This window comes from Amycolatopsis acidicola, assembly GCF_007713735.2.
GTDB lineage: Bacteria > Actinomycetota > Actinomycetes > Mycobacteriales > Pseudonocardiaceae > Amycolatopsis_E > Amycolatopsis_E acidicola.
In genome coordinates this window covers 123,417-149,246 of record NZ_VMNW02000004.1, presented here as the reverse complement: position 1 = coordinate 149,246, position 25,830 = coordinate 123,417, and the positions used below count along the sequence as shown (strand labels likewise).

Annotated in this window: 28 protein-coding genes; 12 read left to right on the top strand and 16 right to left on the bottom strand. The window is 70.5% G+C overall.

The window, feature by feature from the left end; all coding sequences use genetic code 11:
- The first annotated feature begins 1 nt into the window (after position 1).
- Positions 2-211 carry a hypothetical protein gene (locus FPZ12_RS04890; protein WP_144745738.1) on the top strand — a complete coding sequence of 70 codons (210 nt, stop codon included), beginning with the start codon at positions 2-4 and terminating at the stop codon, positions 209-211.
- A 54-nt stretch (positions 212-265) separates the two neighbouring features.
- On the opposite strand, the gene FPZ12_RS04885 is transcribed toward FPZ12_RS04890, so the two are convergent.
- Positions 266-1,600, bottom strand: a complete 1,335-nt coding sequence (locus FPZ12_RS04885) for an NtaA/DmoA family FMN-dependent monooxygenase (RefSeq protein ID WP_144745737.1) — start codon at positions 1,598-1,600, stop codon at positions 266-268.
- Positions 1,601-1,614: 14 nt separating this feature from the next.
- The gene (locus tag FPZ12_RS04880) at positions 1,615-2,697 is read right to left on the bottom strand and encodes an LLM class flavin-dependent oxidoreductase (protein ID WP_144745736.1); all 1,083 of its coding nucleotides are present in this window, start codon (positions 2,695-2,697) and stop codon (positions 1,615-1,617) included.
- Positions 2,698-2,845: 148 nt separating this feature from the next.
- On the opposite strand from FPZ12_RS04880, the gene FPZ12_RS04875 reads away from it, so the two are divergent.
- From FPZ12_RS04875 to FPZ12_RS04865, 3 genes are read left to right on the top strand one after another with little or no spacing between them, the layout of a single operon-like run.
- Complete coding sequence (locus FPZ12_RS04875) at positions 2,846-4,090, top strand: sensor histidine kinase (RefSeq protein ID WP_243769673.1); 1,245 nt, start codon at positions 2,846-2,848, stop codon at positions 4,088-4,090.
- A gap of 1 nt (position 4,091) precedes the next feature.
- Positions 4,092-4,736 carry a response regulator gene (locus tag FPZ12_RS04870; RefSeq protein WP_144745734.1) on the top strand — a complete coding sequence of 215 codons (645 nt, stop codon included), beginning with the start codon at positions 4,092-4,094 and terminating at the stop codon, positions 4,734-4,736.
- Positions 4,737-4,753: 17 nt separating this feature from the next.
- Complete coding sequence (locus FPZ12_RS04865) at positions 4,754-5,164, top strand: secondary thiamine-phosphate synthase enzyme YjbQ (protein WP_144745733.1); 411 nt, start codon at positions 4,754-4,756, stop codon at positions 5,162-5,164.
- Here the strand turns inward: FPZ12_RS04865 and FPZ12_RS04860 are convergent.
- Positions 5,102-6,124, bottom strand: a complete 1,023-nt coding sequence (locus FPZ12_RS04860) for an ABC transporter permease (RefSeq protein ID WP_144745732.1) — start codon at positions 6,122-6,124, stop codon at positions 5,102-5,104. The genes FPZ12_RS04865 and FPZ12_RS04860 overlap by 63 nt on opposite strands.
- A 110-nt stretch (positions 6,125-6,234) precedes the next feature.
- Here FPZ12_RS04860 and FPZ12_RS04855 point away from each other — a divergent pair, with 110 nt between their 5' ends.
- The gene (locus FPZ12_RS04855; protein WP_341771200.1) at positions 6,235-6,912 is read left to right on the top strand and encodes an HAD family hydrolase; all 678 of its coding nucleotides are present in this window, start codon (positions 6,235-6,237) and stop codon (positions 6,910-6,912) included.
- Between the two features lie 377 nt (positions 6,913-7,289).
- On the opposite strand, the gene FPZ12_RS04850 is transcribed toward FPZ12_RS04855, so the two are convergent.
- Complete coding sequence (locus FPZ12_RS04850; RefSeq protein WP_144745730.1) at positions 7,290-9,041, bottom strand: proline--tRNA ligase; 1,752 nt, start codon at positions 9,039-9,041, stop codon at positions 7,290-7,292.
- A gap of 105 nt (positions 9,042-9,146) precedes the next feature.
- Between FPZ12_RS04850 and FPZ12_RS04845 the strand changes: the two genes are divergently transcribed.
- A complete protein-coding gene (locus FPZ12_RS04845; protein ID WP_144745729.1) occupies positions 9,147-10,037 on the top strand; it encodes a 2-hydroxyacid dehydrogenase in 891 nt (296 codons plus the stop codon).
- A gap of 10 nt (positions 10,038-10,047) precedes the next feature.
- Entirely contained in the window at positions 10,048-13,038 is a 2,991-nt protein-coding gene (locus tag FPZ12_RS04840; RefSeq protein WP_144745728.1) for an AfsR/SARP family transcriptional regulator, read from the top strand.
- On the opposite strand, the gene FPZ12_RS04835 is transcribed toward FPZ12_RS04840, so the two are convergent.
- The 5 genes from FPZ12_RS04835 to FPZ12_RS04815 all read right to left on the bottom strand — a co-directional run bounded on the left by FPZ12_RS04835 (position 13,025) and on the right by FPZ12_RS04815 (position 16,834).
- A complete protein-coding gene (locus FPZ12_RS04835) occupies positions 13,025-14,197 on the bottom strand; it encodes an FAD-dependent monooxygenase (protein ID WP_144745727.1) in 1,173 nt (390 codons plus the stop codon). The genes FPZ12_RS04840 and FPZ12_RS04835 overlap by 14 nt on opposite strands.
- An 83-nt stretch (positions 14,198-14,280) precedes the next feature.
- Positions 14,281-14,487: a hypothetical protein gene (locus FPZ12_RS04830; RefSeq protein WP_144745726.1), complete on the bottom strand. Its 207-nt coding sequence runs from the start codon at positions 14,485-14,487 to the stop codon at positions 14,281-14,283.
- Between the two features lie 58 nt (positions 14,488-14,545).
- Complete coding sequence (gene ku, locus FPZ12_RS04825; RefSeq protein WP_166462573.1) at positions 14,546-15,397, bottom strand: non-homologous end joining protein Ku; 852 nt, start codon at positions 15,395-15,397, stop codon at positions 14,546-14,548.
- 116 nt (positions 15,398-15,513) lie between these two features.
- Positions 15,514-16,056 carry a TetR/AcrR family transcriptional regulator gene (locus FPZ12_RS04820; protein ID WP_144745786.1) on the bottom strand — a complete coding sequence of 181 codons (543 nt, stop codon included), beginning with the start codon at positions 16,054-16,056 and terminating at the stop codon, positions 15,514-15,516.
- A gap of 25 nt (positions 16,057-16,081) precedes the next feature.
- Positions 16,082-16,834: an IclR family transcriptional regulator gene (locus FPZ12_RS04815; RefSeq protein ID WP_144745725.1), complete on the bottom strand. Its 753-nt coding sequence runs from the start codon at positions 16,832-16,834 to the stop codon at positions 16,082-16,084.
- A 78-nt stretch (positions 16,835-16,912) separates the two neighbouring features.
- Between FPZ12_RS04815 and FPZ12_RS04810 the strand changes: the two genes are divergently transcribed.
- Positions 16,913-17,095, top strand: a complete 183-nt coding sequence (locus FPZ12_RS04810; RefSeq protein WP_144745724.1) for a hypothetical protein — start codon at positions 16,913-16,915, stop codon at positions 17,093-17,095.
- Here the strand turns inward: FPZ12_RS04810 and FPZ12_RS04805 are convergent.
- The gene (locus tag FPZ12_RS04805) at positions 17,061-17,528 is read right to left on the bottom strand and encodes a mycothiol transferase (RefSeq protein ID WP_243769672.1); all 468 of its coding nucleotides are present in this window, start codon (positions 17,526-17,528) and stop codon (positions 17,061-17,063) included. The two genes, FPZ12_RS04810 and FPZ12_RS04805, sit on opposite strands and share 35 nt — an antisense overlap.
- A gap of 71 nt (positions 17,529-17,599) precedes the next feature.
- Here FPZ12_RS04805 and FPZ12_RS04800 point away from each other — a divergent pair, with 71 nt between their 5' ends.
- A complete protein-coding gene (locus FPZ12_RS04800) occupies positions 17,600-18,109 on the top strand; it encodes a methylated-DNA--[protein]-cysteine S-methyltransferase (RefSeq protein WP_144745723.1) in 510 nt (169 codons plus the stop codon).
- Here FPZ12_RS04800 and FPZ12_RS04795 read toward each other — a convergent pair.
- The 3 genes from FPZ12_RS04795 to FPZ12_RS04785 all read right to left on the bottom strand — a co-directional run bounded on the left by FPZ12_RS04795 (position 18,087) and on the right by FPZ12_RS04785 (position 20,907).
- Positions 18,087-19,460: a vWA domain-containing protein gene (locus FPZ12_RS04795; RefSeq protein ID WP_144745722.1), complete on the bottom strand. Its 1,374-nt coding sequence runs from the start codon at positions 19,458-19,460 to the stop codon at positions 18,087-18,089. The two genes, FPZ12_RS04800 and FPZ12_RS04795, sit on opposite strands and share 23 nt — an antisense overlap.
- Positions 19,460-20,344, bottom strand: coding sequence for an AAA family ATPase (locus tag FPZ12_RS04790; protein ID WP_144745721.1), 885 nt, complete (start codon positions 20,342-20,344; stop codon positions 19,460-19,462). The genes FPZ12_RS04795 and FPZ12_RS04790 overlap by 1 nt, the downstream gene beginning before the upstream one ends.
- Before the next feature lie 74 nt (positions 20,345-20,418).
- Complete coding sequence (locus FPZ12_RS04785; RefSeq protein WP_144745720.1) at positions 20,419-20,907, bottom strand: nuclear transport factor 2 family protein; 489 nt, start codon at positions 20,905-20,907, stop codon at positions 20,419-20,421.
- Positions 20,908-20,984: 77 nt separating this feature from the next.
- Between FPZ12_RS04785 and FPZ12_RS04780 the strand changes: the two genes are divergently transcribed.
- Both FPZ12_RS04780 and FPZ12_RS04775 read left to right on the top strand, forming a co-directional pair.
- Positions 20,985-22,202: an acetyl-CoA C-acetyltransferase gene (locus FPZ12_RS04780; RefSeq protein ID WP_144745719.1), complete on the top strand. Its 1,218-nt coding sequence runs from the start codon at positions 20,985-20,987 to the stop codon at positions 22,200-22,202.
- The gene (locus FPZ12_RS04775) at positions 22,199-23,371 is read left to right on the top strand and encodes a CoA transferase (RefSeq protein ID WP_144745718.1); all 1,173 of its coding nucleotides are present in this window, start codon (positions 22,199-22,201) and stop codon (positions 23,369-23,371) included. Before FPZ12_RS04780 ends, FPZ12_RS04775 begins: the two co-directional genes overlap by 4 nt.
- 46 nt (positions 23,372-23,417) lie before the next feature.
- Here FPZ12_RS04775 and FPZ12_RS04770 read toward each other — a convergent pair whose 3' ends face one another.
- The gene (locus FPZ12_RS04770) at positions 23,418-24,689 is read right to left on the bottom strand and encodes a YeeE/YedE family protein (protein WP_144745717.1); all 1,272 of its coding nucleotides are present in this window, start codon (positions 24,687-24,689) and stop codon (positions 23,418-23,420) included.
- 205 nt (positions 24,690-24,894) lie between these two features.
- Here FPZ12_RS04770 and FPZ12_RS04765 point away from each other — a divergent pair, with 205 nt between their 5' ends.
- Positions 24,895-25,218, top strand: a complete 324-nt coding sequence (locus FPZ12_RS04765) for a hypothetical protein (protein ID WP_144745716.1) — start codon at positions 24,895-24,897, stop codon at positions 25,216-25,218.
- 136 nt (positions 25,219-25,354) lie between these two features.
- On the opposite strand, the gene FPZ12_RS04760 is transcribed toward FPZ12_RS04765, so the two are convergent.
- Both FPZ12_RS04760 and FPZ12_RS04755 read right to left on the bottom strand, forming a co-directional pair.
- A complete protein-coding gene (locus FPZ12_RS04760) occupies positions 25,355-25,594 on the bottom strand; it encodes a hypothetical protein (RefSeq protein ID WP_144745715.1) in 240 nt (79 codons plus the stop codon).
- Positions 25,595-25,610: 16 nt separating this feature from the next.
- Positions 25,611-25,817: a hypothetical protein gene (locus tag FPZ12_RS04755; protein ID WP_243769671.1), complete on the bottom strand. Its 207-nt coding sequence runs from the start codon at positions 25,815-25,817 to the stop codon at positions 25,611-25,613.
- Positions 25,818-25,830 lie beyond the last annotated feature (13 nt).

Here is a 25,830-nt window from a genome sequence, read left to right as displayed (position 1 = left end):
CATGGTGGGTCAGTTCGAGAGCAAGAAGGACACGGTGCAAGTCCTGACCGAGTCCGCGGCCACGCACATCGGCGCCATCGCGACCATCATCACCGGCGCGGTACGTGACGTGGCCCGCGAGACCGGCGACTGGCTCACCGACGTGATCGAGATGCGCGAGGCTTCCCGCCGCGCGCAGGCCGATCACCAGCCGGAGCAGGACGAAGTCTAGGTCTCACGGTGGAACCCGGGGCGCGGCATCGGCCACGTCCCGGGTTTTCCGTCTTCACGGGCGCGCGATCCCCAGGTGGTCGCGGAGCGTGTCCCCCGTGTAGTCGCTCCGGAAGACGCCCCGTTCCTGCAGCAGCGGAACCACTTTGTCGGCAAAGGGATCCAGCCCGCCCGGCGTCACGTGCGGCACCAGGATGAACCCGTCGCTGGCATCCGACTGGACGTAGTCGTCGATCGTGTCGGCGACCGTTTCCGGCGAGCCGATGAAGTTCTGCCGGGCGGTCACCTCGATCATCAGCTCGCGGATGGACAGCTTCTTCGCCTCCGCCAGTTCACGCCACTGCTTCGCCGTCGCGAGCGGATCCCGGTGCTGGCGGACGCTCGCCCTCCCCCGCGCGATCGTGTTCTCACCGACCAGCGGGTCCACCTCGGGCAGCGGGCCGTCCGGGTCGTAGGCCGACAGGTCGCGGTTCCACAGCTGTTCCAGGAACTTGATCGCGGTCTGCCCGCTGACCTGCTGATGCCGCACGACGTCGGCGAGCTCCTGTGCCTCCGCGTCGGTGTCGCCGAGGACGAAGGTCGCGGCGGGCAGCACGACGAGGTCCGAGTTCTTCCTGCCGTACTTCGCGAGACGGCCCTTCACGTCCGAATAGAAAGCCTGCCCGGCCTCCTTCGTGCCGTGGCGGGTGAAGATCGCGTCGGCCGTCGCGGCGGCGAACTCCCTGCCCTCGTCGGAATCGCCGGCCTGCAGGATCACCGGACGGCCCTGCGGGCTGCGCGGCACGGTGAACCGGCCGCGGATGTCGAACTGCTCGTCGTGCCGTTCGAACGCGCCCGCCGTGGCGTCGCGCAGGAACTCACCGGATTCCTTGTCCGCCAACACATCCCCGTCCCGCCACGAGTCGAACAGCTCGGCGGCGGTCTCGAGAAAGCGCTTCGCCCGCACGTACCGCTGGTCCTCCGGCAGGTAGCCGCCGCGCCGGAAGTTCTCGCCGGTGAAAGCGTCCCACGACGTGACGACGTTCCAGCCCGCGCGGCCCGCGGACAGGTGGTCGAGGCTCGCGAACTGACGCGCCACCTCGACCGGCTCGTTGAAGGTGGAGTTGATCGTGCCGGTCAGGCCGAGCCGCTCGGTGACCGCGGCCAACGCGGCGAGCACGGTGAAGGTGTCGGGCCTGCCGACCACGTCCAGGTCGTAGATCTTGCCGCCCTGCTCGCGCAGTCGCAGCCCTTCGGCGAGGAAGAAGAAGTCGAACTTCGCGCGCTCGGCGGTCTGCGCCAGGTGCACGAAGGAACTGAAGTCGATGTGGCTGCCCGCCTCCGGGTCGCTCCACACCGTCGTGTTGTTCACGCCGGGAAAGTGCGCGGCGAGGTGGATCTGCTTGGGCATCTCGCGTCTCCTTCTCAAGCGGCGTAACGGTTCGCGGGGCGTTCGAGGCCGAGCAGGCCGCGCAGCGTGGTGGCCTCGTACGCACGCCGGAACGCGCCGCGCTGCTGCAGTTCGGGTACCAGCGCGCGGGTGATCGCGTTCAGGTCGTGCGGGATCGCGCCGGGCCGCAGCCGGAAGCCGGTGACGCCGGTTTCGTGCCAGGCCAGCAGCTTGTCCGCCAGCTCCGCCGGGGTGCCGGTGAAGATCAGGGCGTCGGAGGTGAACTCGGCGCCGTCCGCCTCGTCCAGCCTCGTCTTGCGGGCGGCCGCCGCGCCCGCCGTTTCGTCCAGGAACACCACCACGTCCACGAAGATCTGCGGGCCCTGCACCGGAATTTCGTCGCCGACCTCGCGCGGGGTCGCGAACACGAGATCCGAGCTGCGTTCGGCGAGCCGGAACGCGACGGGCACGTGCGCCAGCACGGACACCGGCGGCTGTCCCTGCGGCGGGCGCGGCGTGATCGAAGGCCCCTTGACGTCGAACCACTTCCCGCGGAATTCGATGTAGTGCAGCTTTTCCCGGTCGACGAACCGGCCCGTGGCGACGTCACGGATCTCGGCGTCGTCCTCCCAGCTGTCCCACAGCCGGCGCAGCACCTCGACGTAGTCGGCGGCTTCGTCGAACAGGTCCTCGCGCGAAGGAACCTCGCGGCGGCCGAACAGGTCGGCGTCCTGCTGGCTGCCCGAGACGCGCACCCGCACCCCGGCACGGCCGGTGCTGACGTAGTCGAGCGTCGCGATCGCCTTGGAGATGTGGAACGGCTCCGTGTGCGTGGCCACGATCGTCGGCACGAAGCCGAGATTGCGCGTGCGAGGGGCGACCCTGGCCGCGGTGAGCACCGCGTCGAGCCTGCCCTGCACCTGGTCGGTGCGGCTGGTCTGGGGCGCGAACGAGTCCTCGATGGTCACGAAGTCGAGCAGCCCGCGCTCGGCCTCGGCCGCGAGATCGGTCCAGTAACCGGCTTCGAAGAGTTCACCGGGGCGTGCGTCGGGTTCCCGCCAAGCGGCAGGATGCCAGCCTGCCCCGTCGAGCGCGGCGGCGAGATGAAGGGGTGACATGCACGTGTTCCTTTCGCCAGGCGGCCTTTACCTGTGCAGCGACCGGCCGTCCCCGGGTATTTCCCGTACCACTGGGTGAGAAAAACCGGGGGAGAAACCTGGGGAAAACCCCATGCCGGCCTCCGGCCACGCCGGGCAAGCTGACCGGGTGACCGTGATCAGGTTGTTCGCGCCGCTCGGCCGGCGCCAGTTCCTCGGTGAGCTGGCGTGGGCGGCGCTGGGTGTGCCGCTGAGCGTGGTGTGCCTGGTGGGCCTCGTGGTGGGCGTGGTGCTGGGCGTGGGGTTGTCGCCGCTGTTCGTCGGGGTGCTGGTGCTTTCCGGGGTGTTGCTGGGCGCGCGGCGGGTGGGGGCGCTACACCGCCGTCTGGTCTCGAAACTGCTGGACACACAGGTGGCCACGCCGCGGCCGCGCCAGCTGGAGCCCGGCCTGTGGAACTGGCTGAAGGCCCGCGTCGGAGATCCGGGCGCGTGGCGCGTGCTGGCATATCTGGCGGTTCGCTGCCCGCTTTCGCTGGTGAGCCTGTCGGTCGCGGGCGCGCTGCTGATGTACGGGCTGGGCGCGCTGTGCTACCCGGTCTACTGGCTGGTGACCGGCGGCCACATGCTCCCGATATTCGACATCTCCACGGCCACGTGGATCATGACCGTGCCGCTGGCGGCGCTCGGGGCGCTGCTCCTGATCGCGCTGCCCCGGCTGCTGCACCTGGTCACGACGATGGACCGGGTCCTCGCCCACAGCCTGCTCGGGCCGCGGACGCTGAGCGAGCGGGTGCGGGATCTGGAGGAGAGCCGGGCGAACGCGATCGAGGACGCCACCGCGCGGCTGCGCCGTATCGAGCGCGATCTGCACGACGGGGCGCAGGCGCAGCTCGTCGCGGTCGCCATGAAGCTCGGCATCGCCCGCGACGAACTCGAAGGTGGCAATGTCGAAAATCTGAAGACGCTGCTGACGGCGGCGCACGGCAATGCCAAGCAGGCGTTGACAGAGCTGCGTGACCTGGCCCGCGGCATCCGGCCACCGGCACTCGACGCGGGCCTCGAAGTGGCGTTGTCCACGCTCGCCGCCCGCAGTGCCGCCACCGTGGACGTGCGGGTCGACCTGCCGGACAGGCCATCGCCGGCGGTGGAAACGTTGCTGTACTTCAGCGCGGCCGAGCTGCTGACCAACGCGGTCAAGCACAGCGGCGTCCCGGACGTGCGGCTCGAGCTCGCCGCGCGCGAAGGCGGGTTGTGGCTGACGGTGTCGGACGAGGGCGCGGGTGGCGCGGAGCTGAGCCGGGGCGGCGGACTGGCCGGGGTGGCCGAGCGGCTCGGTACCGTGGACGGGCGGCTCGACGTGGCGAGCCCGCCGGGTGGTCCGACGGTGATCACCGCACACATTCCGGGGGCGTGACATGCGGATCGTGGTGGCCGAGGATTCGGCGATCCTGCGCGCGGGGCTGGTCGAGCTGCTCACCCTGCGCGGGCACGAAGTGGCGGAGGCGGTCAAGGACGGCGAGGCGCTCCGCCGAGCCGTAGCCGAGCACCGGCCCGATGTGTCCATTGTGGACATCCGGATGCCGCCGACGTTCACCGACGAGGGCCTGCGTGCGGTGCTGGAGCTGCGCAAGCAGGACCCGAAACTGCCGATCCTGCTGTTCTCCCAATACGTCGAGACCTCCTACGCCGCCGAGCTGCTGGCGGATCAGGCTGGCGGGGTCGGCTACCTGCTGAAGGACAGGGTGGCGGAGGTTTCGGATTTCCTGGACGCGCTGAAACGGGTCGCGGCCGGGGAAACAGTGCTCGACCCGGAGGTGGTGAGCCAGCTCTTCGGGGCGGCGCGGAAAACCGGCGCACTGGAGGGGCTTACGCCGCGCGAACGTGAGGTGCTCGGGTTGATGGCCGAGGGCCGGTCGAACACGGCGATCGCGGCGCAGCTGTTCCTGTCGGCGGGTTCGGTGGAGAAGTACGTGACCCGCCTGTTCGACAAGCTCGGCCTGCCACCGTCCGAAGAGGACAACCGGCGCGTGCTCGCTGTGTTGCGCTACCTGGACTCGTAGCCGTTACCGTGGAAACCATGTACTCCACGGAGATCGACGTCCGCACCGGGAACCAGGCCGTGGTGGCCGACCTGACCGGGCGGATCGAGAAGTTCCTCGGTGAGGCGAGCGCCGACGACGGGCTGCTGCACGTCTGGGTGCCGCACGCGACGGCCGGCCTGGCGATCCTGGAGACCGGCGCCGGCAGCGACGACGACCTGCTCGCCGCGCTCGACGACCTGCTCCCCCGGGACAACCGCTGGCGGCACCAGCACGGGAGCAAGGGCCACGGCCGTGACCACGTGCTGCCCGCGCTGCTGCCGCCGTACGCGAGCGTGCCGGTGCTGGGCGGCTCGCTCGCGCTGGGCACCTGGCAGTCGGTCTGCCTAGTGGACACCAACCTCGACAACCCGGTCCGCCACGTCCGGCTCAGTTTCCTGGCGGGCTGAGCGGCCGGGCCAGAACAGCACCACCAGTCCGATGGCCAGCATCACGCCGAGCACCCACAGCGCGGTCGTCACATCGGGCGCGCCGGGCGTGCCCTGCAGGATGCTGCGCATGCCCTCGGTGGAGAAGCGGAACGGAGTCCAGGACCAGAGCGCGTTCTTGTACGCCGGGTTCAGCAGTTCCGGCACCTGCCCGGCGACCGCGGGCGCGAGCAGGTAGAGCGGGCCGAGCACGGCCATCGCGGCGAGGCCGAAGATCCGCAGCAGCGCGCCCTGGATGCTGCCGAACGCCATCGCCACCAGGAAGACGAAGCCGAGCACCTGCCAGTTCAGCGGCAGGGTCGAATCCCACAGCCGGAGGAAACCGGCGATCACGGCCGTCATCAGCACCCCGCTGGTCAGCACCCGCGTCAGCCGCGCGCCGAGGCCGATCGGGCGGCCGGCCCGTTTCGCCGCGGCGAGGAAGAACGCCCCGGCGGCAAGGGAACCCAGCCAGCACAGGATGCTCACGGCCAGCGGCGCGGTGCGTCCGGCGAGGCTCGCCGGGTGCACTGTCTGGGTCTGCAGCGTGGTGCCGGTCGCGGTGGCCAGCGCCTGCCCGGCCGTCGTCAACGCTTGCTGCACCACCTGTGTCCCGGCGGGATTGACGGCACCGGAGACCACGACTTGCACCGGTGAGCCGAGCTGGAGGATGCCGTAGACCTCCTTGTCGTCCAACAACTTCCGGGCGTCTTCAGGGGTGGTGACCCGCCAGCTGAGCGCCCCGCCGCCCTGCGTCGCCACGTGCTCGGCGGCGGCGTGGGCGGGCGCGGGCGCGGCCTCCGGCACGGCGACCGCGACGGGCAGGCCGTGCGGGCTCACCGTCGCCTGGACGCCGACCGTGACCAGGCCGAGCACGATCGCCACCACCGCACCGGCGAGTGCGGTCAGTGCGGCAAGAGGCCACATGGGGCGTGGCTTCATGACGTCCTCCCATAATTCTTCTGACGTTGAATTCGATGGGCACCACGGTAAACCGGCGGACTGGCGGAAGTCAACGGACGTTGAATATTGGGGCCGGTACCGTCGGTCCGGTGAAACTCGTGCTGTGGGACATCGACCAGACCCTCATCGACCTGCGTGGCGCCGGGCGCGACTGGTACACGCAGGTGCTGGCCGAAGTGCTCGGCGTGACGATGACCGGGATGCCGCCCCTGTTCGGCCGCACCGAGCGAGCGATCACTTCGGAACTGCTGCAGGCGCACGGAATCGAGCCGTCTGAGGAGCTGGTCCAGAAGGTGTGGGCGGGGCTTGTCGACGTGTCGGCCGCGGCTGTGCCCACGCTGACCACGCGCGGGATCGCGTTGCCCGGGGCGGCGTCAGCGCTGGCCGGGCTGCACGGGCAGGCCGTGCAGTCGCTGGTGACCGGGAACCTGCGGGAAGTGGCCTGGCACAAGCTTTCCGCGTTCGAGCTGCACGAGCAGCTGGACTTCGAGATCGGCGGCTACGGTTCGCTTTCCGCGCACCGGCCGGATCTGGTGGCCTACGCCGTCGAGCAGGCGAGCGCGCGGCACAGCCCGTTCGCGGCCGAGGCGGTGGTGGTCATCGGCGACACCCCGCACGACATCGACGCCGCCCTCGTCCACGGCGCCCGCGCGATCGCCGTGGCGACAGGCAAGTTCGACGAAGCCGCCCTCCGGGACGCAGGCGCACACGAGGTGTTCCAGGACCTCTCGGACACGCGGAAGGTCCTGGAGGCGGTTCTCGCCTAAGGGCCGCGTGACGCGTGACGCCCGACGCCCACTCGGCCATGTTGGCCCCTCCCGTTGGCGTGTTGGCTGCCCCCGTTCGCGTGTTGGCCACCCCCACTGGCGTGTTGGCCGCCCCCCGGGGGGGCTTGAGTTGGCCACTCCCGTTCGCGAGTTGGCCGTTCCCGTTCGCGAGTTGGCCGCCCCCGCGGGCGAGTTGGCCCCCTCCGCGGGCATCCAGCCCACGGCCCCGAGCGACCCCATCCGAGCGCGCCGCCGCGCCGATGCGTTGGCCGCGCGCGGCGCCAACACACCAACGCCGCGAGCCAACACATCCACCGGAGCGGCAAACACGCCCGCGGGAAGGGCAAACACGCGGCGTTGGCCGCGCGCGGCACCAGCTACGACTGGACGAGCTTCACCAGGTGCGGCACGACCTCGCCGACGGCGACGTCCTGGCGTTCGCCGGTGGCGCGGTCCTTCACCTCGACCACGCCCTTCGCCAGGCCGCGGCCGACCACGAGGATCGTGGGCACGCCGATCAGTTCCGCGTCGGCGAACTTGACGCCCGGGGTCGCCTTGCGGTCGTCCAGCAGGACGCGCACGCCGGCCGCGTCGAGCTCCGCCGCGAGCTGCTCCGCGCCCGCGGCCACCGACTCGTCCTTGCCCGCGATCACCACGTGCACGTCCGCGGGCGCCACCACGCGCGGCCACACCAGGCCCAGCTCGTCGTTGTACTGCTCGGCGATCACCCCGACGAGCCGCGACACGCCGATCCCGTACGAGCCCATCGTGATCCGGATCGGCTTCGAGTCCGCGCCCAGCGCGTCCAGCTCGAACGCGTCGGCGTACTTCCGGCCCAGCTGGAAGATGTGCCCGATCTCGATCCCGCGCGCGGCGACGAGGGTGCCCTTGCCGTCGGGCGACGCGTCGCCCTCGCGGACCTCGGCGGCCTCGATGGTGCCGTCCGGGGTGAAGTCGCGGCCCGCGACGAGGTCCACCACGTGGTGGTCGACCTTGTCGGCACCGGTGACCCAGGCCGTGCCGGTGACCACACGCGGGTCGACGAGGTAGCGAATCCCGTTGTCCTGCAACGCCTTCGGCCCGATGTACCCCTTCACGAGGAACGGGCTCTTCGCGAAGTCGGACTCGTCCAGCAGCGCGACCTCGGCCGGTTCGAGCGAGGCCTCCAGGCGCTTCTGGTCCACCTCGCGGTCACCGGGCACGCCGATGCCGAGGAACTCCCATTCCTCGGCGCCGGGCTGCCTCGTTTTCACCAGCACGTTCTTCAGCGTGTCCGCGGCCGTGAAGGTGCGGCCGAGATCGGCCTTCTCGTTCAGGAAGTCGACCAGCGTGGCGATGGTCGGCGTGCCGGGCGTGTGGTGCACCTGCGCCTCGGGCAGCCCCTCCAGCGGCCGCGGGGCCGGCGCGGGCGTGACCACGGCCTCGACGTTGGCCGCGAACTCCGACTCGGTGCTGCGGACGTACGTGTCCTCACCCGTGGGCGCCACCGCGAGGAACTCCTCCGACGCCGAACCGCCCATCGCGCCCGAGGTGGCGGCCACGATGACGTAGTCGAGGCCCAGCCGCTCGAAGATCCTGATGTACGCGCCGCGGTGCAGCTGGTACGACCGCTCCAGGCCCTCGTCGTCGAGGTCGAAGGAGTAGGAGTCCTTCATCACGAACTCGCGCCCGCGCAGGATGCCCGCGCGGGGGCGCGCCTCGTCGCGGTACTTCGTCTGGACTTGGTACAGCACGACCGGATAGTCCTTGTACGAGCTGTATTCGCCCTTCACGGTGAGCGCGAACAGCTCCTCGTGCGTCGGGCCGAGCAGGTAGTCGGCGCCCTTGCGGTCCTTGAGGCGGAACAGGTTGTCCCCGTACTCGGTCCAGCGGCCCGTCTTCTCGTACGGCTCGCGGGGCAGCAGCGCGGGGAACTGCAGCTCCTGCCCGCCGATCGCGTCCATCTCCTCGCGCACGACGCGCTCGATGTTCCGCAGCACGCGCAGGCCCAGCGGCAGCCAGGTGTACCCACCCGGGGACACGCGGCGGACGTAGCCGCCGCGCACCAGCAGCTTGTGGCTGGGCACTTCGGCGTCCGCCGGATCCTCACGCAGGGTGCGAAGGAACAGCGACGACATCCTGGTGATCACTCGGGTACTCCTCGGGTCGCGCACGGGCGCATAGACGTTCACCTCAGGGTAGTCAACCCCCCGCCGCCCTCCTCAACCGGTTATCCGGCCAGGTTGAATGGGGTCATGGCTCGTGTACTGCTGCCCTGGTCCGATCTGGCCGTCCCCGCCGGCGTCACCGCCGTGCACTACGACGGCAAGACAGCTCCCCCGCGGGAACTGGACGACATCGAGTTCTACGTGCTCCCGTACGACAGCGGGTCCGCGCCGCGTGAGCTCATCCCCCACCTGCCCGCGCTCAAGGCCGTGCAGACGCTGAACGCAGGCTACGACGACATCCTGCCGCTGCTGCCCGAAGGCGTGACGCTCGCCAACGGCCGCGGCCTGCACGACCTCAGCGTCGCCGAGCACACGCTGGCGCTGATCCTCGCCGCACAACGGGACATGCCGCGCTGGTTCCGCCAGCAGCCCAGCGGCTCGTGGTCGCGCGAACACACGCGCTCGCTCGCGGACTGCCGCGTGCTGCTCGTGGGCTACGGCTCGATCGCGAAGGCCATCGAGCGCTACCTGCACGCGGGCGAAGCCGTGACAGTGCCGGTGGCCAGCAAGGCCCGCGACGGCGTGCACGGCATCGACGAGCTGCCCTCGCTCCTGCCGGACGCCGACATCGTGGTGCTCGTGCTGCCGGACACCCCGCGGACGCGCGGCATCATCGGCGAACAGGAGCTGGCCGCGCTGCCCGATGGCGCGCTGGTGGTGAACGTGGGCCGTGGCTCCGCGATCGACGTGGACGCGCTCACCGCCGAGGTCTCGAAGGGCCGGATCCGGGCGGCGCTGGACGTGCTGAACCCCGAGCCGTTCCCGGCCGACCATCCTTTGTGGACACAGGACGGCGTGATCATCACCCGGCACGTCGCCGGTGGCTCCGACTCCTTCTACCCGCGCGCGAAGCGGCTGGTCGAGCAGCAGCTGGCCAGGTTCGCGCAAGGCGAACCGCTGGCCAACCTCGTTCGCTAGATTGGCCGGTGTGTGGTTCGGCCTGCTGGGAGAGCTGGAGGTCCGGACCGCCGACGGTGAACCTGTCGCCGTCGGCGGCCCGCGTCCCCGCGCGCTTCTCGCGCTGTTGTTGCTCGACGCGGGCCGCGTGGTCAGCACGGACAGGCTGATCGACGGGCTCTACGGCGAGGAGCCGCCGAGGGAAGCGGCGAACGCCTTGCAGGCGCAGGTTTCCCGGCTCCGCCGCAAGCTCGGCGGCGACCTCATCGAGCTGACGCCCGCCGGGTACCGCCTCGTTGTCGAGCCCGACAGCGTCGACGTACACCGCTTCGAGCGTCTGATCCGCGAAGGTGACGTCGCCGAGGCGCTCTCGCTCTGGCGCGGGCCCGCGCTCGCCGACATCGAAGCGCCCTTCGCCGAGCCACAGGCCGCGCGGCTGGGGGAGCTTCGCCTCAACGCTGTCGAGGATCACGCCGAGGCCGTCCTCTCCCGCGGCGACGCGAAGGCCGTCATCGCCGAGCTGCAAGAGCTGACGAAGGCGCATCCCTTGCGAGAGCGCGCGCACAGCCTGCTGCTGCGGGCGCTAAGCGGCGCGGGGCGCCAGGCCGAAGCCCTCACCGCGTTCGAGGAAATCCGGCGGAACCTCGCCGACGAACTGGGCGCCGATCCATCACCGGAGCTGGCCGAGGCACACCTCGCCGTGTTGCGGGCGGAGCCCGTGCGCGGCACCGGGATACCCGCGCAGCTGACCAGTTTCGTCGGTCGCGAAGACGAGCTGAGCCGCGTCGGCGAGCTGTTGCGCACGGCCCGGCTGGTCACCCTCACCGGGCCCGGTGGCACGGGGAAGACCCGGCTGGCGATCGAAGCCGCCAGCCGCGCGGACGGCGAAGTGTGCTTCGTCGATCTGGCCCCCGTACAGCACGGATCCGAGCTGCCGCAAGCAGTTCTGGGCGCGCTCGGGCTACGGGAGACAGGCCTGTTCGGCGCGCCCGGTCAGTCGGAACCGGTGCGGCGCATGGTTTCCGCGTTGACCGACCGCCGCATCCTGCTGGTGTTCGACAACTGCGAGCAGGTGATCGCGGACGCGGCGGCGCTGGTGCACAGGCTGCTGTCCGAATGCGCCGGCGCGCGCGTGCTGGCCACCAGCCGCGAGCCGCTCGCGATCACGGGCGAAGCGCTGTGCCCGCTCCCGCCGTTGCAGGCCGACCCGGCGGTGCGCCTGTTCACCGAGCGCGCCACAGCGGCCGCGCCGGGCATCGAGCTCGACGAGGAAACGGTCCGACGGATCTGCCTCGCGCTGGACGGGCTGCCGCTCGCGATCGAACTGGCCGCCGCGCGTCTGCGCACGATTCCGTTGGCACAGCTGGAAACCCGGCTCGACGACCGGTTCCGGCTGCTGTCTCGTGGCAGCCGCGCCGCCGCGCCCCGGCACCAGACGCTCCGCGCGGTCGTCGAGTGGAGCTGGGGCCTGCTCAGCGACGAGGAGCAACGGTTCGCGCGGCGCCTCGCGGTCTTCACCGGTGGGGTCACCGTCGAGTCCGCCGCCGCGGTCACCGGACTGTCCGAAGAGGACACTGAGGACGTGCTGACGGAGCTGGCCGACAAATCGTTACTGGAGGCCACGGGCGGCCGGTTCCGGATGCTGGAGACCATCCGCGTGTACAGCGCCGAGCGGCTGGACGAAGCCGGGGAACGCGAACGGTTCGCCCGCGCGCACGCCGAACACTTCCTCGAACTCGGGCGCACCGCCGACGGTTACCTGCGCGGGTTCGACCAGCTCGACTGGCTGGCGCGGCTGACGGCCGAGCACACCAACCTGCACGCCGCGTTGCGCTGGTCGGTCGCCGCGGCGCCAGAGCTGGCGCTCCAGCTGATCTGCGCGCTCACCACGTACTGGCGGCTGCGCGGAGTCGTCGGCGAGATCGTCCCGCTGGCACAAGAACTGCTGGAGGTCCTCGGTGACGACGTCCCCGAAGGACTCGACGAGGAGTACGCCCTGACCGTCCTGAGCGCCGGTCCGTCCAAAGTGGACGCTCATCTGCGCAGGCTGGACGACATCATGGCGAAGCTCGATCTTCCGCTCCGCCAGCCGTACCTGCTGGTCGCGTGGGCGCTCTACGCCGGGCCTCCCGGCCAGGAAGCCGAACGGTCCCGGGTCGACGAATTCTTCCAGGCGAACGACGATCCCTGGCTCCAGGCGCTTTCGCATTTTTCGCTGAGCTACTTCGCCCTCTTCAACGGAGACGTCGACGCGGCGGGGCCTGAGTTCGACGCCTCATTGGAGCGCTTCCGCGCGGTCGGCGACCGCTGGGGCATGGCCCAGGTTTTCGACGGTATGGCCACGCTCGCCGACTACCGGAACGACCAGGCGCGGGCGGTCGCGCTCACCGACGAGGCCATCGAACTGGTCGGGCAGCTCGGGGCCGTCGAGGAGCTGGCCGAACTGTGGTGCCGCCGCGCGAATCGCTTGCGCCACAACGATCCACGAAGTGCGGCCGCCGACTTCGAGCGTTCGGCCGAGCTGGCCCGGCGCGCGGGTGTTCCGGCCACCCTGGCGCTGGCGCATCTCGGTTTCGGTGAACTGGCCAGGGATCGCGGCGAAATCGCGGAAGCGAAGCGCTGGTGCGAGCAGGCGCTCGACGAATGCGGCACGGACTGGCAGAGCGCGAGCGCCCGCACGCACGTGCTCACGGCTCTGGCGCGGGTTGCCGAGGCCGAGGGCGACCTCGCCCGGGCACGGGAGCTGCACCTGGAGTCCATCGAGCTGGCGACGGGCCTGCGGTTCCACACCTTCCTGGTGGACGCGGTGCAGGGCTACGCCGGGCTGGTGTTGTCGGAGGGCAACGCCGATCGCGCCGCGTGGCTGCTCGGGCTCGCCGACGCGCTCCGCGGATACCCGCCCGCGGACAGCCCCGACGTCACCCGTGTCCGGGATCAGCTCGGGACTGCCCACCAGCAGGCGTACGAAGCAGGGCGGGCGCTGACGTTCGCCGACGCCGTCACGTTCTTCAGTAATCCTTGAGCGACAACTTGTTCGCGGCCTTGACCGCCATCCGCAGGAACAGCCCGAGCAGGGGTTGCCGGAACAGCATCCGGTAGGAGCGGTTGCGGCGCCTGATCTTGGCCGTGGTGGCCGGGGCCAGGAACGTTCCCGCGCCGGCCGCCTGCTTGAGCCCCGCCTCCGCGGCGGGCCGCACTTCCCTTTCGTAGCGCGGAAAAGCGACCGTGTGGTCCCCTCCGGCCACGGCCAGCTCGCCCGCCAGCACGTACGCCGACATCATCGCGAGACCGGTGCCGCCCCCGCCGGGCCCGGCGCCCCAGCCGGCGTCGCCGACCAGCGCGATGCGGCCCTTCGTGTAGTGCTCCAGATGCATCTGGCAGAGCGTGTCGAAATACAGGTCGTCCGCGGTGTCGAGGGCTTCGAGCAGTTTCGGTGCTTCCCAGCCGATGCCCCGGTAGCGGTCGCGGATGATCTTCCGCTGCTGTCCGAGGTCGTTGCGGTCGTAGCTCAGGTCGTCGTCGGCGAACCACAGCCCGACGTTGGTCGCCTTGTTACCGTTCTTGCTGCCGACCATGATCGCGCGCCCCGGGACCGTGTAGATCAGCCCGCTGTGGTCGAGGCCCAGGTGGTTGGGCGCGGTGAACCCGGCGAAGTGGTAGCCGGTGTCGTGGCGGAACCGGGTTTCCGGCCCGAAGGCGAGCTTTCGGACGCCGGAGTGCAGCCCGTCGGCGCCGATGACCAGGTCGAACTTGCGCGGCGCGCCATGGGCGAAGGTCACCTCGACGCCGTCGGCCACCTCCTCGAGCGAGGTGATCCAGTCACCGAAGACGTACTCGGTCCCGTCCTTGGTGGCGTCGTAGAGGATGCGGTTCAGGTCGCCGCGCAGGATCTCGACCTCGCCGCTGATGAACTCGGACGGCATCGCGGCGACCTGTTTGCCGCTCTCGTCGAGGACGAGCTGCGGGCCCATCCCGGTCTGGTGGCGGCGGACCTCGTCGAGCAGGTCCATCCGGCGCAGGATGTCGAGCTGGTTGCCGCGGAAGTCGACGGCCTGGCCGCCTTCACGCAGCCCCGGCGCACGTTCGACGACGGTCGTGGCGAAACCACGGCGGTTGAGCCAAAAAGCCGCGGTGGGCCCGGCGATGCTGGCGCCGGAGATGAGGACTCGGGTGTTTCGCATGATCTGCTCCTTCGTCGTTCTCGGTGTGAAACCGAGCCTCGGCGAAGGGGCTGACCGGAGACTGACCGCGCGCTGACGGGCGGTCAGGATGCGTGCGCGTACTCCTCGACGACCAGGTCGGCGGTGCAGTGGCAGCCACCGGGGATCTCGTCGCAGGTGAGGGTCAGGGTGTGCCGGATCCGGTCGTAGTCGCGGCAGCCGGGTTCGGTGCACTCCACGACGTCGTCGGTGTGCAGGACCAGGGTGCCGTGGCAGTGGTCCAACCCGGCCGAGCAGCTGATGCACTCCATGCCCACCTTGGTATCACCCGATCGGCAGTGGATCTCGGAGGCCGGGCCCGGCGTGTCGTCACGCGCTCTTGGACGAACGCCTGGTACTGGTGGACTTCTTCGCCGGGGTCTTCTTGCCCGCGGCCGGTTTCCGGGATTTCCTCGCCTCCGAAACACTCGCCTCCAGCGCCGCCATGAGGTCCACCACGTCGGACTTCCCGGCCTTCTCGGGCAGCTTCGTGGTCTCCTTGCCCGCCGCCTTGGCCTCGATCACCGACTCGAGCGCCTCGCGGTAGCTGTCGGTGTACTTGCCCGGGTCGAACACCGGCTCGGACAGCGAGTCGATCAGCGAGCCCGCCATCGTCAGCTCCTGGTCGCGCACCTGCGGCGGGTCCTCGTCGAGGAACCCGAAGTCCGGCTTGCGCACCTCGTCCGGCCACAACATCGTGGTCATCACCAGCACGTCGTTGTGCACGCGCAGCAGCGCGAGCGACTCACGCTGCCGCAGCGCCACCTTCGCGATCGCCACGTTGCCGGATTTGTGCAGGGCATCGCGCAGCAGCACATACGGCTTGAGCGCGGCCTTCTGCGGTTCGAGGTAGTAGTGCTTGTCGAAGTGCAGCGGGTCGATCGCCTCCAGCGGCACGAACTCCAGCACGTCGATCACGTTGGAGCTGGACAGCGGCAGGCTCTGCAGGTCATCGTCGGTGATCACGACCATCTCGCCGTCGCCGAGTTCGTAGCCCTTCGCGATGTCGCTGTAGGGCACCTCGACGTTCTCGATCGAGCAGTACCGCTTGTACTGGATCCGGCCACCGTCGGTCACGTGCACCTGGCGCAGGGAAACGCTCTTGTTCTCGGTGGCGGCGTAGAGGTGGATCGGGATGGTGACCAACCCGAACGAAACCGAACCCTTCCACATCGATCGCATCGCGGTCGCCCTCCAGGTGTCGCGACATAAGCCCTGGTCACCGACGGTACGCCGGGAACGCCGGAGGGACTAGTCAGCGTCACACGGACTGCCGCGTCCGAACGGGCGAGTGCCACTCAGCCGAGTAGCGCCACCGCCGCGGCCTTCGCCTGCCGCGCGGGCCCGGTGTCACCGGAAATCCCGGCCGTCACCATGGCCCCCTCGGCGAGCAGGAACAGCGGGCCCGCCAGCTCGGGGCGGTCCGCGGCGTCGGCCAATCCGGCGACGTACTCGCGGAAAGCGTCCTTGTGGCGGCGGGTCTGCCGGACCACGGCTTTCGACACGGCGCCCAGCTCGCCGTAGGCGTTGATCCACGCGCAGCCACGGAAACCGGGTTCGGCGAACCACGATTCGAGCCAGTCGAACACGGCGAGCACCCGGCGGCGCGGGCCTTCGTACTGCTCGACGTACTCGGCGAGGCGGGCGCGCCAGCGGGCGTCCCGGCGTTCGAGGTAGGCGTCGACCAGCTGGTCCTTGGCCGGGAAGACCTGGTACAGCCGTTTGAGGGAAACGCCCGAGGCGGCCCGGATGTCGTCCATCCCGACGGTCTGGATGCCGCGGGCGTAGAACAGCTCCTCGGCGGCATCGAGCAGCCGGACCTGCGCGGTCTCGCGGTCCATCCTCGGAGAACTCACGTTCTCGAGGTTAGCTTCCGGCGCGCTCGATAGCGTCGATGGCCGCGCGCAGCTCCGGCACGAGAGTGCTCACCCGCTGCCGCGAATACCGCGCGCTCGGCATCGCCACCGACAAGGCTGCGACGTACTCGCCGTCGCCGCCCCGGAAAGCCATGCCCACCGCGTGCAGCCCGGTCTCGGTGCCCTCCGGGTTCGTCGCGTATCCCCGGCGGCGGATCAGCTTCAGCTCGGCCATGAGCTTCGCCCACTCGTCGTCCGCGAGGGCCGGATCCGCCGAACCGATGCCGTACAACATCGCGACCTCGTCCGGTTTCATCTGCGCCAGCAACGCTTTGCCACCCGAAGCTCGCGCCGCCGGGAGGATCGTGCCGCGCCGGTCGCCGACGTGCAGGATCTGGTTCGACTCCACGCACGCCACGAACCGGCTCTGCGTGCCGACGCGGACCATCAGGTTGACCGTCTCCTCGACGCGCTCGCACAGCCGTTCCATCGCCGGGGTGGCCGTGGCCCGCAGGCGCGCCAGGTCCGCGCGCAGGGGAGTGCCGGAGACGAGCGCCGGGCCCGGGAGGTAGCCGCGGTTTTCGTCCTGCTCCGCGAAGCCGCGGTAGACGAGCATCGCCAGCAGCCTGTGCGCGGTGGACCGGCCGATCCCCAGCTCCGCCGCGGCCTCGGTGACGCGGACCCGGCCCTGGTCACGCAGCAGGTGGATGAGCTGGAGCGCGTTGTCGACCGAGTCGAGCGCATACGGCGGCTTGTTCCTCACCCCAGAATTGTAGTGCCGCAGTGGAGAACGGTCCCGCAGGATGCATGCACACGCCGGATTCGTCTACACGCCGGATTCGTGCCCGGCAACGACCTCGCCGAACGGATCGCGTGGCTGTTCGACCGCCCCGGCGGTCTCGGCGAGCGCACCGCCGAAGTCAGTGTCCGGCTCAACGACTTCCTCCGCGACGCCGTGAAAACGGTCCGCGAGTATTTCCGGGGGAAGCTCACCTACGCGTGGCCTTCAGCACATCGCGGGTGAGCTCCAGCTGCCCGTGGTGCTGCGCCAACTCCTCGTACGCGTGCTGCAGCGCCGCGCCTTGCGTACGGCCGACAGGGGTGTGCGCATACTTCGCCGGAGCCTCCTCCCGCAGCGGGGCGCGCGGGTCGGCCGCAGCGACGTCGTCGCGGAGCTGACGCTGCGCCGCCCGGAGCCGCCCGAGAAGCTCCGCCACGGTGCCGGTCGCGGAGAACTCCGCCTCGCGGTCACGCTCCACCGGGCGCCCGGCGACCAGCCGCCCCACCCAGAACCCGAGCACCCCGACGCAGTGGTGCACGATCACGTAAGGGCTGTTCGCCCCCGGCAAGGCCGGCCGCCGGTTGACGAGATCGTCGCCCAGCTCCTCCAGGATCGCGGCCATCCCGTCGAGGGCGCGGTCGGCGAAGAACAGGTACTCCTCGGCGGTGTACAGCACTCGGTTTCCTTCCGGACGGCAGTGTCGTTTTCCCGCCAGCCGCGCCGCGGCCAAAGGGCCATGCTGGATCCATGTTTACCGTTGTGGACAGGCCCGTCGGCCCACTGACGCTGGTCGGCGAAGACGGCGAGCTGACCGGGCTCTACCTGCGAGAGCACCGGCACATGCCGCCGCGAGAAACGTTCGGCGGGTACGTCGAGGGCGGGCTGGGCGAGGTGGTCGAGCAGCTCGGGGAGTACTTCGCCCGGCAGCGCACCGAGTTCGAGCTTCCGCTGCGCCTGCACGGTACGCCGTTCCAGCGCACGGTGTGGGCGGCGCTGCAGGAAATCCCTTATGGCGAAACGGTTTCCTACGGCGAGCTGGCCGAGACGATCGGCCGCCCGACGGCTTCGCGCGCGGTGGGGCTGGCGAACGGGAAGAACCCGGTCAGCATCATCGTGCCCTGCCATCGCGTGGTCGGCTCCACCGGCGATCTGACCGGCTACGGCGGCGGCATCGAGGTCAAGCGCGGCCTGCTCGGCTTCGAGCGGGAGCATTCCGAATCGGCCCTGTTCCCGCTCAGCCCGGCAGCAGGTCGGTGACGAGCTGCGTCAGCTGCCGCAGGTTCCGGCATTCGTGCATCGGCACCACGCGCCCGTACTCCAGCGCCGCGGAATCGCCCGTGCCCCAGGACGAACGGGGTTCCGGGTTCAGCCAGTGCACGTGCTTGGCGTGGTCGGCGATCTGCCGCACCGCGCCGAGGTTCGGGTCGCCGCCGTTCGTCCGCCCGTCCCCCAGGATGAGCACCGACGTGCGCGGGCCGACGGCGTCGAGCCAGCCGTCGACGAAGGTCTCCAGCGAGTCCCCGTAGTCGCTGCTCATCCCCCACCTCGTCAGGCGCGCCTCGGTGAGGATGCGCCGCGCGAGGCCCTCGGGGTCTTCCGCGCCGGCGGTGACCAGTTCGGTGATTTCGTCGGTCAGCTCGACGAAGGCGAACGTGCGCACCTTGCTGAACTGGTCCGCAAGCGCTTGCACCAGCAGCAACGTGAACTGCGCGAAACCCGCCACCGAGCCCGACATGTCGCACAGCAGCACCAGTTCCGGCCGCCCGGGACGCCGGACCTTCATCGCCGGGCGCATCGGCACGCCGCCGGTCGCGAGCGAGCGCCGGAGCGTGCGGCGCAGATCGATCTGGCCACGCCGGGCCCGTCGGCGCCGGGCGGCCAGGCGGGTCGCGAGCTTGCGGGACAACGGCTGGATGGTGCGGCGAAGCTCGGCGAGCTGCTCGCGGTTGGCGTTGGTGAAGCTGACCAGATCCGTCTGCGGCGCCACCGCGTGCCGCGCTATCCGTTCCCGGCCACGGAATTCCGCCGTCCGGCGGCGCGCCTCCGCCTGCACGTACTGCCGGAAGCGGGCGATCCCGGCCCTGGCCTCCTGCTGCGCGATGCCTTCGCCCATCCCGTCCCGCGGCTCGCCCCGGATCGCCGCCAGCACCCGGTTCAGCAGCGCGTCCGGGCGGACCCGCTCGAGCGTCTGGTACGCCGACCAGCCGCTCATCCCGCCGCCACCGGAACCGCCCTGGCCGAAACTGCCGTACTGGCCGAAGACCTCGACCCCGGCGGCGGCCAGCGCGCGCAACCGTTCGTCGTCGCCCTCGGCCAGCGCGGCGACGAGACTTTCCCGCAGCGAAGGGAGATCGTCCTCCTCCGCGCCGGTTTCCGCCGTGCCCACCGCGACCGGAAAGTACAGGTCGAACAACGAATCGAAGGTGGCCCGCTGCCCGGACCGGCGCAACACCGTGGCGGCCAGCGCGGCGCGGAGCTGCTCGCGGTCTTCGAGGCCGAGCACGTCGACCGCGGCCGCCGCGTCCACCGTTTCGCCGGGGCCGACCGCGATCCCGTGCTCCCGCAGGGATCCGACGAACTCGACCAGCCGGTGCGGCAGCCCGGACATCAGGAAGCCGGGTCCAGCAACTGGTCCAGCCGCAGCTCGGCGGCGGCCTTGCGGTGATCGGCCTGGTACTTGAGGATCACGCCGAGGCTCGACTGGACGGTCTCCTCGTCGAGGGTGTCCGCGCCGAGCGCGAGCAGGGTGCGCGCCCAGTCCACGCTTTCCGCGATCGAGGGCGCCTTGCGCAGGTCCATCGAGCGCAGCGCGCCGACCACGCGCACCAGCGAGTCGGTGAGCCGCCTGTCCAGCCCCGGCACCTTCAGCGTGACGATGTCGCGCTCCAGCTCCGGCGTCGGGAAGTCCAGGTGCAGGAACAGACAACGCCGCTTCAGCGCCTCCGACAGCTCACGCGTCGCGTTCGAGGTGAGCAGCACGAAGGGGCGGCGGCTGGCCGTGATGGTGCCGAGTTCGGGCACGGTGACCTGGAAGTCGCCGAGCACCTCGAGCAGCAGGCCCTCCATCTCGACGTCGGACTTGTCGGTCTCGTCGATCAGCAGCACCGTCGGGTCCGGGTTGCGGATGGCCTTCAGCAGCGGGCGCGGGAGCAGGAACTCCTCGCTGAACACCTCGTCGCGGGTGTCTTCCCAGTGCTCGTCGCGACCGGCCGTGATGCGCAGGAGTTGTTTCGCGTGGTTCCACTCATACAGCGCGCGGGCTTCGTCGATGCCCTCGTAGCACTGCAGGCGGATCAGCTCGCTGCTGGTCGCTTCAGCCAGAGCCCTGGCCAGCTCGGTCTTGCCGACGCCTGCCGGCCCCTCGACCAGCAGCGGTTTGCCCAGCCTGTCAGCGAGAAAGACCGTGGTGGCGATGGGCGTGGAGGCCAGGTACCCGGCCCCGGCGAGGCGTTCGACCACCTCGTCGACCGAGCCGAACAACGGTTCCTGCATCACGCCTCCCTGCGTCGACAGCGCCCCCGATTATCCGGCCTAAGCGAGCGCTTAGCCCAGTGCCGTGCGCAAACTCACTCCCGGTACCGCTCGTCGAGCGCGCCGGCGGCGGGCGGCCAGCCGATCGCGCCCGGCCCCCAGGCCTGCGAAGACGGCACCCAGAAGAAGAAAGTCACCCGGCGCTCGGCGAACAGCCACCGGTCCTCGTGCCGTTCCAGCCGGTCGCGGTACCGGCCTGCCGCGATGTGCGCCTCGCCGTCGACGACGCACGGCTGGTAGAGCCAGGTTTCGCCGCTCGCGGTGTCGCCGTCCACGTCGATCGTCTCGTTCGCGCTGAAATGCCACCACGCGGTCAGCGGACCGCGCTGCAGCCCGGGAAAGAACTCGCGCAGCGCGGCGCGTCCACGCGCCGTGGACAGGCCGACGAACGCGCCGTCCTCGGTGAACAACTCGGCCAGCTCAGCCCACCGCCCGTCGTCGAGGAACTGGCAGTACCGTGCCCTGAGCTGGCCTATCTCGTGCACGTCCTCCAGCCGCCGCAACCGCGCTTCGACCCCGTCCACCGCACCCTCCTTGGCACGAACGATCGTTCGCTCTACGGTAGGCAGAGATTCCCGGCCACGTAAAGAGAGGCGACACGATGCCCGAAGTCGTTGTCTGCGAACCGATTCGCACCCCCGTCGGCCGCTACGGCGGCGTGTTCCGGGATCTCCCGGCGGCTTCGCTGGCGGCGACGGTGATCGGCGAGCTGGTCAAGCGGACCGGGGTCGCGCCCGAGAAGATCGAGGACGTGATCTTCGGCCAGTGCTACCCGAACGGCGAGGCCCCCGCGATCGGCCGGGTCGCCGCGCTCGACGCCGGGCTGCCCGTGGACGTGCCCGGGGTGCAGGTGGACCGGCGATGCGGGTCCGGCCTGCAGGCGGTGCTCGACGCGGCGATGCGCGTGCAGACCGGCGTGGCCGACCTCGTGGTGGCCGGTGGCGCGGAAAGCATGAGCGGCGTGGAGTTCTACACCGACTCGATCCGCTGGGGCGTGCGTGGCGGCGGCGTCGAGCTGAAGGACCGGCTCGCGCGCGGCCGGGTCACGGCGGGCGGCGAGAACCACCCGGTGCCCGGGGGAATGCTGGAGACCGCGGAGAACCTCCGCCGCGAGTACGCAATTCCTCGCGAGGAACAGGATCGGCTCGCGTTGCGCTCGCATCAACGCGCGGTGGCGGCGATCGAAGACGGCCGGTTCGCCGAGGAGATCGTGCCGGTGACACTGCCGGGGAAGCGCGGCAAGCCGGACACGGTGGTCGACCGCGACGAGCACCCGCGCGCGGACAGCTCGCTGGAGACGCTCAGTGGGCTCCGCCCCGTCATGGCGAAGCAGGACCCGGAATCGACCGTGACGGCGGGCAACTCGAGCGGGCAGAACGACGGCGCCGCCGCGTGCCTCGTGACCACTGTGGACAAAGCGGAACAGCTTGGCCTGCAACCGTTCGCGCGGCTGGTGTCGTGGGCCGCCGCCGGCGTCCCGCCGCGCACGATGGGCATCGGCCCGGTCCCGGCGACGGCGAAGGCGCTCGCCCGCGCGGGCCTGGAGCTCAAGGACATCGACCTGATCGAACTGAACGAAGCCTTCGCCGCGCAGGTGCTCGCCTGCACGCGCGAATGGGGTTTCGGCGAAGCGGACTTCGAGCGGACGAACGTCAACGGCTCGGGGATCTCGCTCGGCCATCCGGTCGGCGCCACCGGCGTGCGGATCCTGACCACGATGCTGCGCGAGATGCGCCGCCGCGGTTCCCGCTACGGGCTGGAAACCATGTGCATCGGCGGCGGACAGGGCCTCGCCGCGATCTTCGAGCGTGTCGCATGACCGCGCTCGACGGGCTCCGGGTCATCGAATGCGCGAGCTTCGTCGCCGCGCCTTCCGCCTGCCTGATGCTGGGCCAGCTGGGCGCCGACGTGATCCGCGTCGACCCGATCGGCGGCGCCGCCGACTACCGGCGCTGGCCGGTCGCACCAGGCGGAACCAGCCTGTACTGGACGGCGCTCAACCGCGGAAAGCGTTCCGTGGCGGTGAACATGCGCGCCGACGAAGGGCGTGAACTGGTCACGGCCCTGATCGCGGACGCGGGTGTGTTCGTCGACAACGTCGTCGGAAGACCTTGGCTCTCCTACGAAAACCTCGCCGCGCGCCGCGCCGACCTGATCCACCTGCACCTGCAGGGCCGGGCCGACGGCAGCCCCGCGGTGGACTACACGGTGAACGCGGAGGTCGGCGTGCCGACCATCACCGGCGGCGAATCCGAGGCGGCGCCGGTGAACCACGTGCTCCCGGCGTGGGACCTGGTGACCGGGATGACGGTGACGACGGGTGTGCTGGCCGCGCTGTACGAACGCGAGCGTACGGGCGAAGGCGCGTATCTCGAACTCGCGCTGGCCGACGTGGCGCTCGCGGGCGTGGCGAACCTCGGCTGGCTCGGCGAAGCGCAGTTCCGCGGCACCGAGCGGCCGAAGCACGGCAACCACGTGTACGGCAGTTTCGGGATCGACTTCGAGACCAGCGACGGGCAGCGGGTCATGGTCGTCGCGCTGACCGAGCACCAGTGGGCCGCGCTGCGCAAGGTCACCGGGACGCAGGAAGTGTTCAGCGCCTTGGAAACCGCGTTGAACGTCGACCTGAACCTGGAGGCGGACCGTTACCGGATCCGGGAGACGATCGCCGCGATCCTGCGGCCGTGGTTCGCCGACCGCAGCCTGGCCGAGGTGAGCCGGGACCTGGACTCCGCCAGGGTGCTGTGGGGCCGCTACCGCGGGATGCCCGAGGTGGCCGCGGATCCGGCGCCGGTCCTGTCCACTGTGGACCAACCCGGCATCGGCGAGGTGCCCAGCGCACGCTCGCCGTTGCGCTGGAACGGGAAATACGGCGAGACGACCACGGCGGCTTCGCTGGGCGACCACACCGACGAGGTGTTCTCGGAGGTGCTCGGCCTGTCCGGCGGCGAGCTGGGCAGGCTGCACGATTCGGGGATTTTGGGATAAGTCAAGGGATCCCCGCGCTGAGGCGACAGCGCGGGGATCCGTCGGCTCAGCAGACTCCGTCGGACGGGATGGGGTTCGTCAGCCCGAACACCGGGCGGATCTTGAGCCCGATCCACGTGCCGAACAGCGCGAAGGCGCCCCACAGCCAGCCCTGCAGGCTGCCGGTGGAAATCCCGGCCAGGTAAGCGCCGATGTTGCAGCCACCGGCCAGCCGAGCGCCGATCCCCATCAGGATCCCGCCCAGCACCGCGGCGACCGCCGTGCGCCACGGGATCTCCGCGCGGAACCGCCAGGTGCCCGCCAGCGCGGCGGCGACCGCGGCGCCGATCATGATCCCGATGTCGGTGAGGCTGGTCTTGTCCGTCCAAATAGGACCGGCGAGCGTCTTGGCGTTGGCGGAGGAGCGCCAGAACTCCCAGGTCTCCGGGTGCAGCCCGAGCACCTGGAGCACCTTCGCGCCCCACAGCGCGAACGCGGAGGTCACGCCCCAGGTGCCACCCGAGACCAGCACCACCGCGGCGGCGAGCACCCCCAGTACGAGCGCGCCGACGAGCAGGGGCCAGGAACCCCGCCAGATCCGGGCGATCCCGCGCGCGGTGGGCACGGCGCCCAGCGGCGGCGGGTTGCGGCGCGCCTGCACGACGCGCGTGACGACCACGACCAGCAGCAGCGCCGCGATGGTGATCGCCCAGGAGCCGAGCCAGCCGACGTGGTCCGAGAGCAGGAACCCCGAGACCTGCGGCCAGCCGGTGAAGATCGGGTACGCCCACGTGTAGATCACCGAACCGGCGATGAACCCGAACAGCGTCAATACGATCGACGACTGCCCGGCCCCGACCGCGAACAGCGTGCCGGACGCGCACGCGCCGCCCAGCTGCATCCCGATCGCGAACAACGTCGCGCCGACGAACAGCGCGAGCCCGATCGGGCTCGCGGTGATCTTCGGCGTCGACCCGAACAGGCCGGCACCGGTGCTCGCGATGAGCGCGATCAACGTCGCGGCGGTGCCGAGCAACAGCGTGTGCGCGCGCAGGCCTTCACCGTTGCCGACCGCGATCAGCTGGCGCCAGGCGGAAGTGAACCCGAAGCGGGAGTGGAAGAGCGCGAACCCCAGTAGCAGGCCGACCACCAGCAGCGCGCCGAACTTCGCGCCGTAGGAGGCCCACACGTACCAGCTCGCGGCGATCGCGAGGACGGCGGCGATGACGAGGGGGACGACACGGACCGGTTCCTCCGGCGCGGGCGTGGGCGCCGCGCAGGACGTGGGCGACGAGAGCAGGAACCGCCCGCCGGACGATTGCTCGGTGGTCGCGGACATCAGGGCTCCAAAAGGGGTTTCGGGGGACGAACCACGGAACACGTTAAAACTTCGTGAATGCCTCGCGCACCCCGTCCCACTCCTTGATCGGAGACGGTGGCCGGTGACACCTTGTGATCATCGAACAGGTGTTCTACTGTCGGGAGACCGGGCAGGCCGGGGGAAGCGGCGTGCCCGGCGCAGTCGTCGGGGTAGGGAGTGTGCGGTGGAACGGCCGGCGGACGCGCGTGTGATGCAACCCCCGCTGCGGGTCTGGATCAAGGTCGGCAAGCTGCTGAAACACGGTTTCGACGACTTCCGGGAGCGGGCGGGCCGCGGGGTGCGGGTGGAGCCGGAGGCGCCCGGGATGCTGCTGGAGTGGATGCCCCGCTCCGACGGCGGCTGGCTCGGCCTGGTCACCTACGAACTCATCACCACCGACGAAAAGTGGTCACGCTCGGTAACCCACTACGTGCCGGCCCACCTCATCCGCCGCCGCGGCATGACCCGCCGCGAACAGCTCCGTGACGAACGCCGCACCCACGGCTGACACGGCGCCGGACGGGTGCCGCCCGCGGAAGTGCTTGGCAGGAAAGCAGATCCTCGCCACCAGGATGATCGGGGAGTGCGACGCCGGGCCGACAGGAGAGCCCGCGCCGTCGCCTCGGCGCGGGATCTGCCACCGGTCAGGAACCGAAGCTCGGCAGGATCTTGCCGGGCGCGGCGTTGATCGACCGGACCAGCCCCAGCACCGGCACGCCGAGCGGGGCGAAGGTGTAGATGTTGTTGAGCTGACTGGTGTCCGGCTCGTCCACGACGGCCACGCCACCGTTGTCGTCGGCCGCCAGCGCGGGCACGGCCCCGGCGGTCAGCGCGGCACCGGCCAGCGCCGCCGCGGCGACTCCGCGCACGAGGGTCTTCTTCATCGCATCATCCTTTCGTTCAGCCGGCAAAGAAGGTCAGCAGGCTGTCGACCGGCGCGAGCAGCGCGGTCGGCAGGTTGACCGTCGGATCGAGCAGGGAACCGCCGTCGACACCCGGCACCACCCAGATCGGCACCTCGGCGGCGCCGGCCACCCCGCTGCCCAGTGCCAGCACGGCGGCACCCACGGCACCGGCGACCAGCACCCGTGAAACGACTCTCCGCACCATTTCTCCTTTC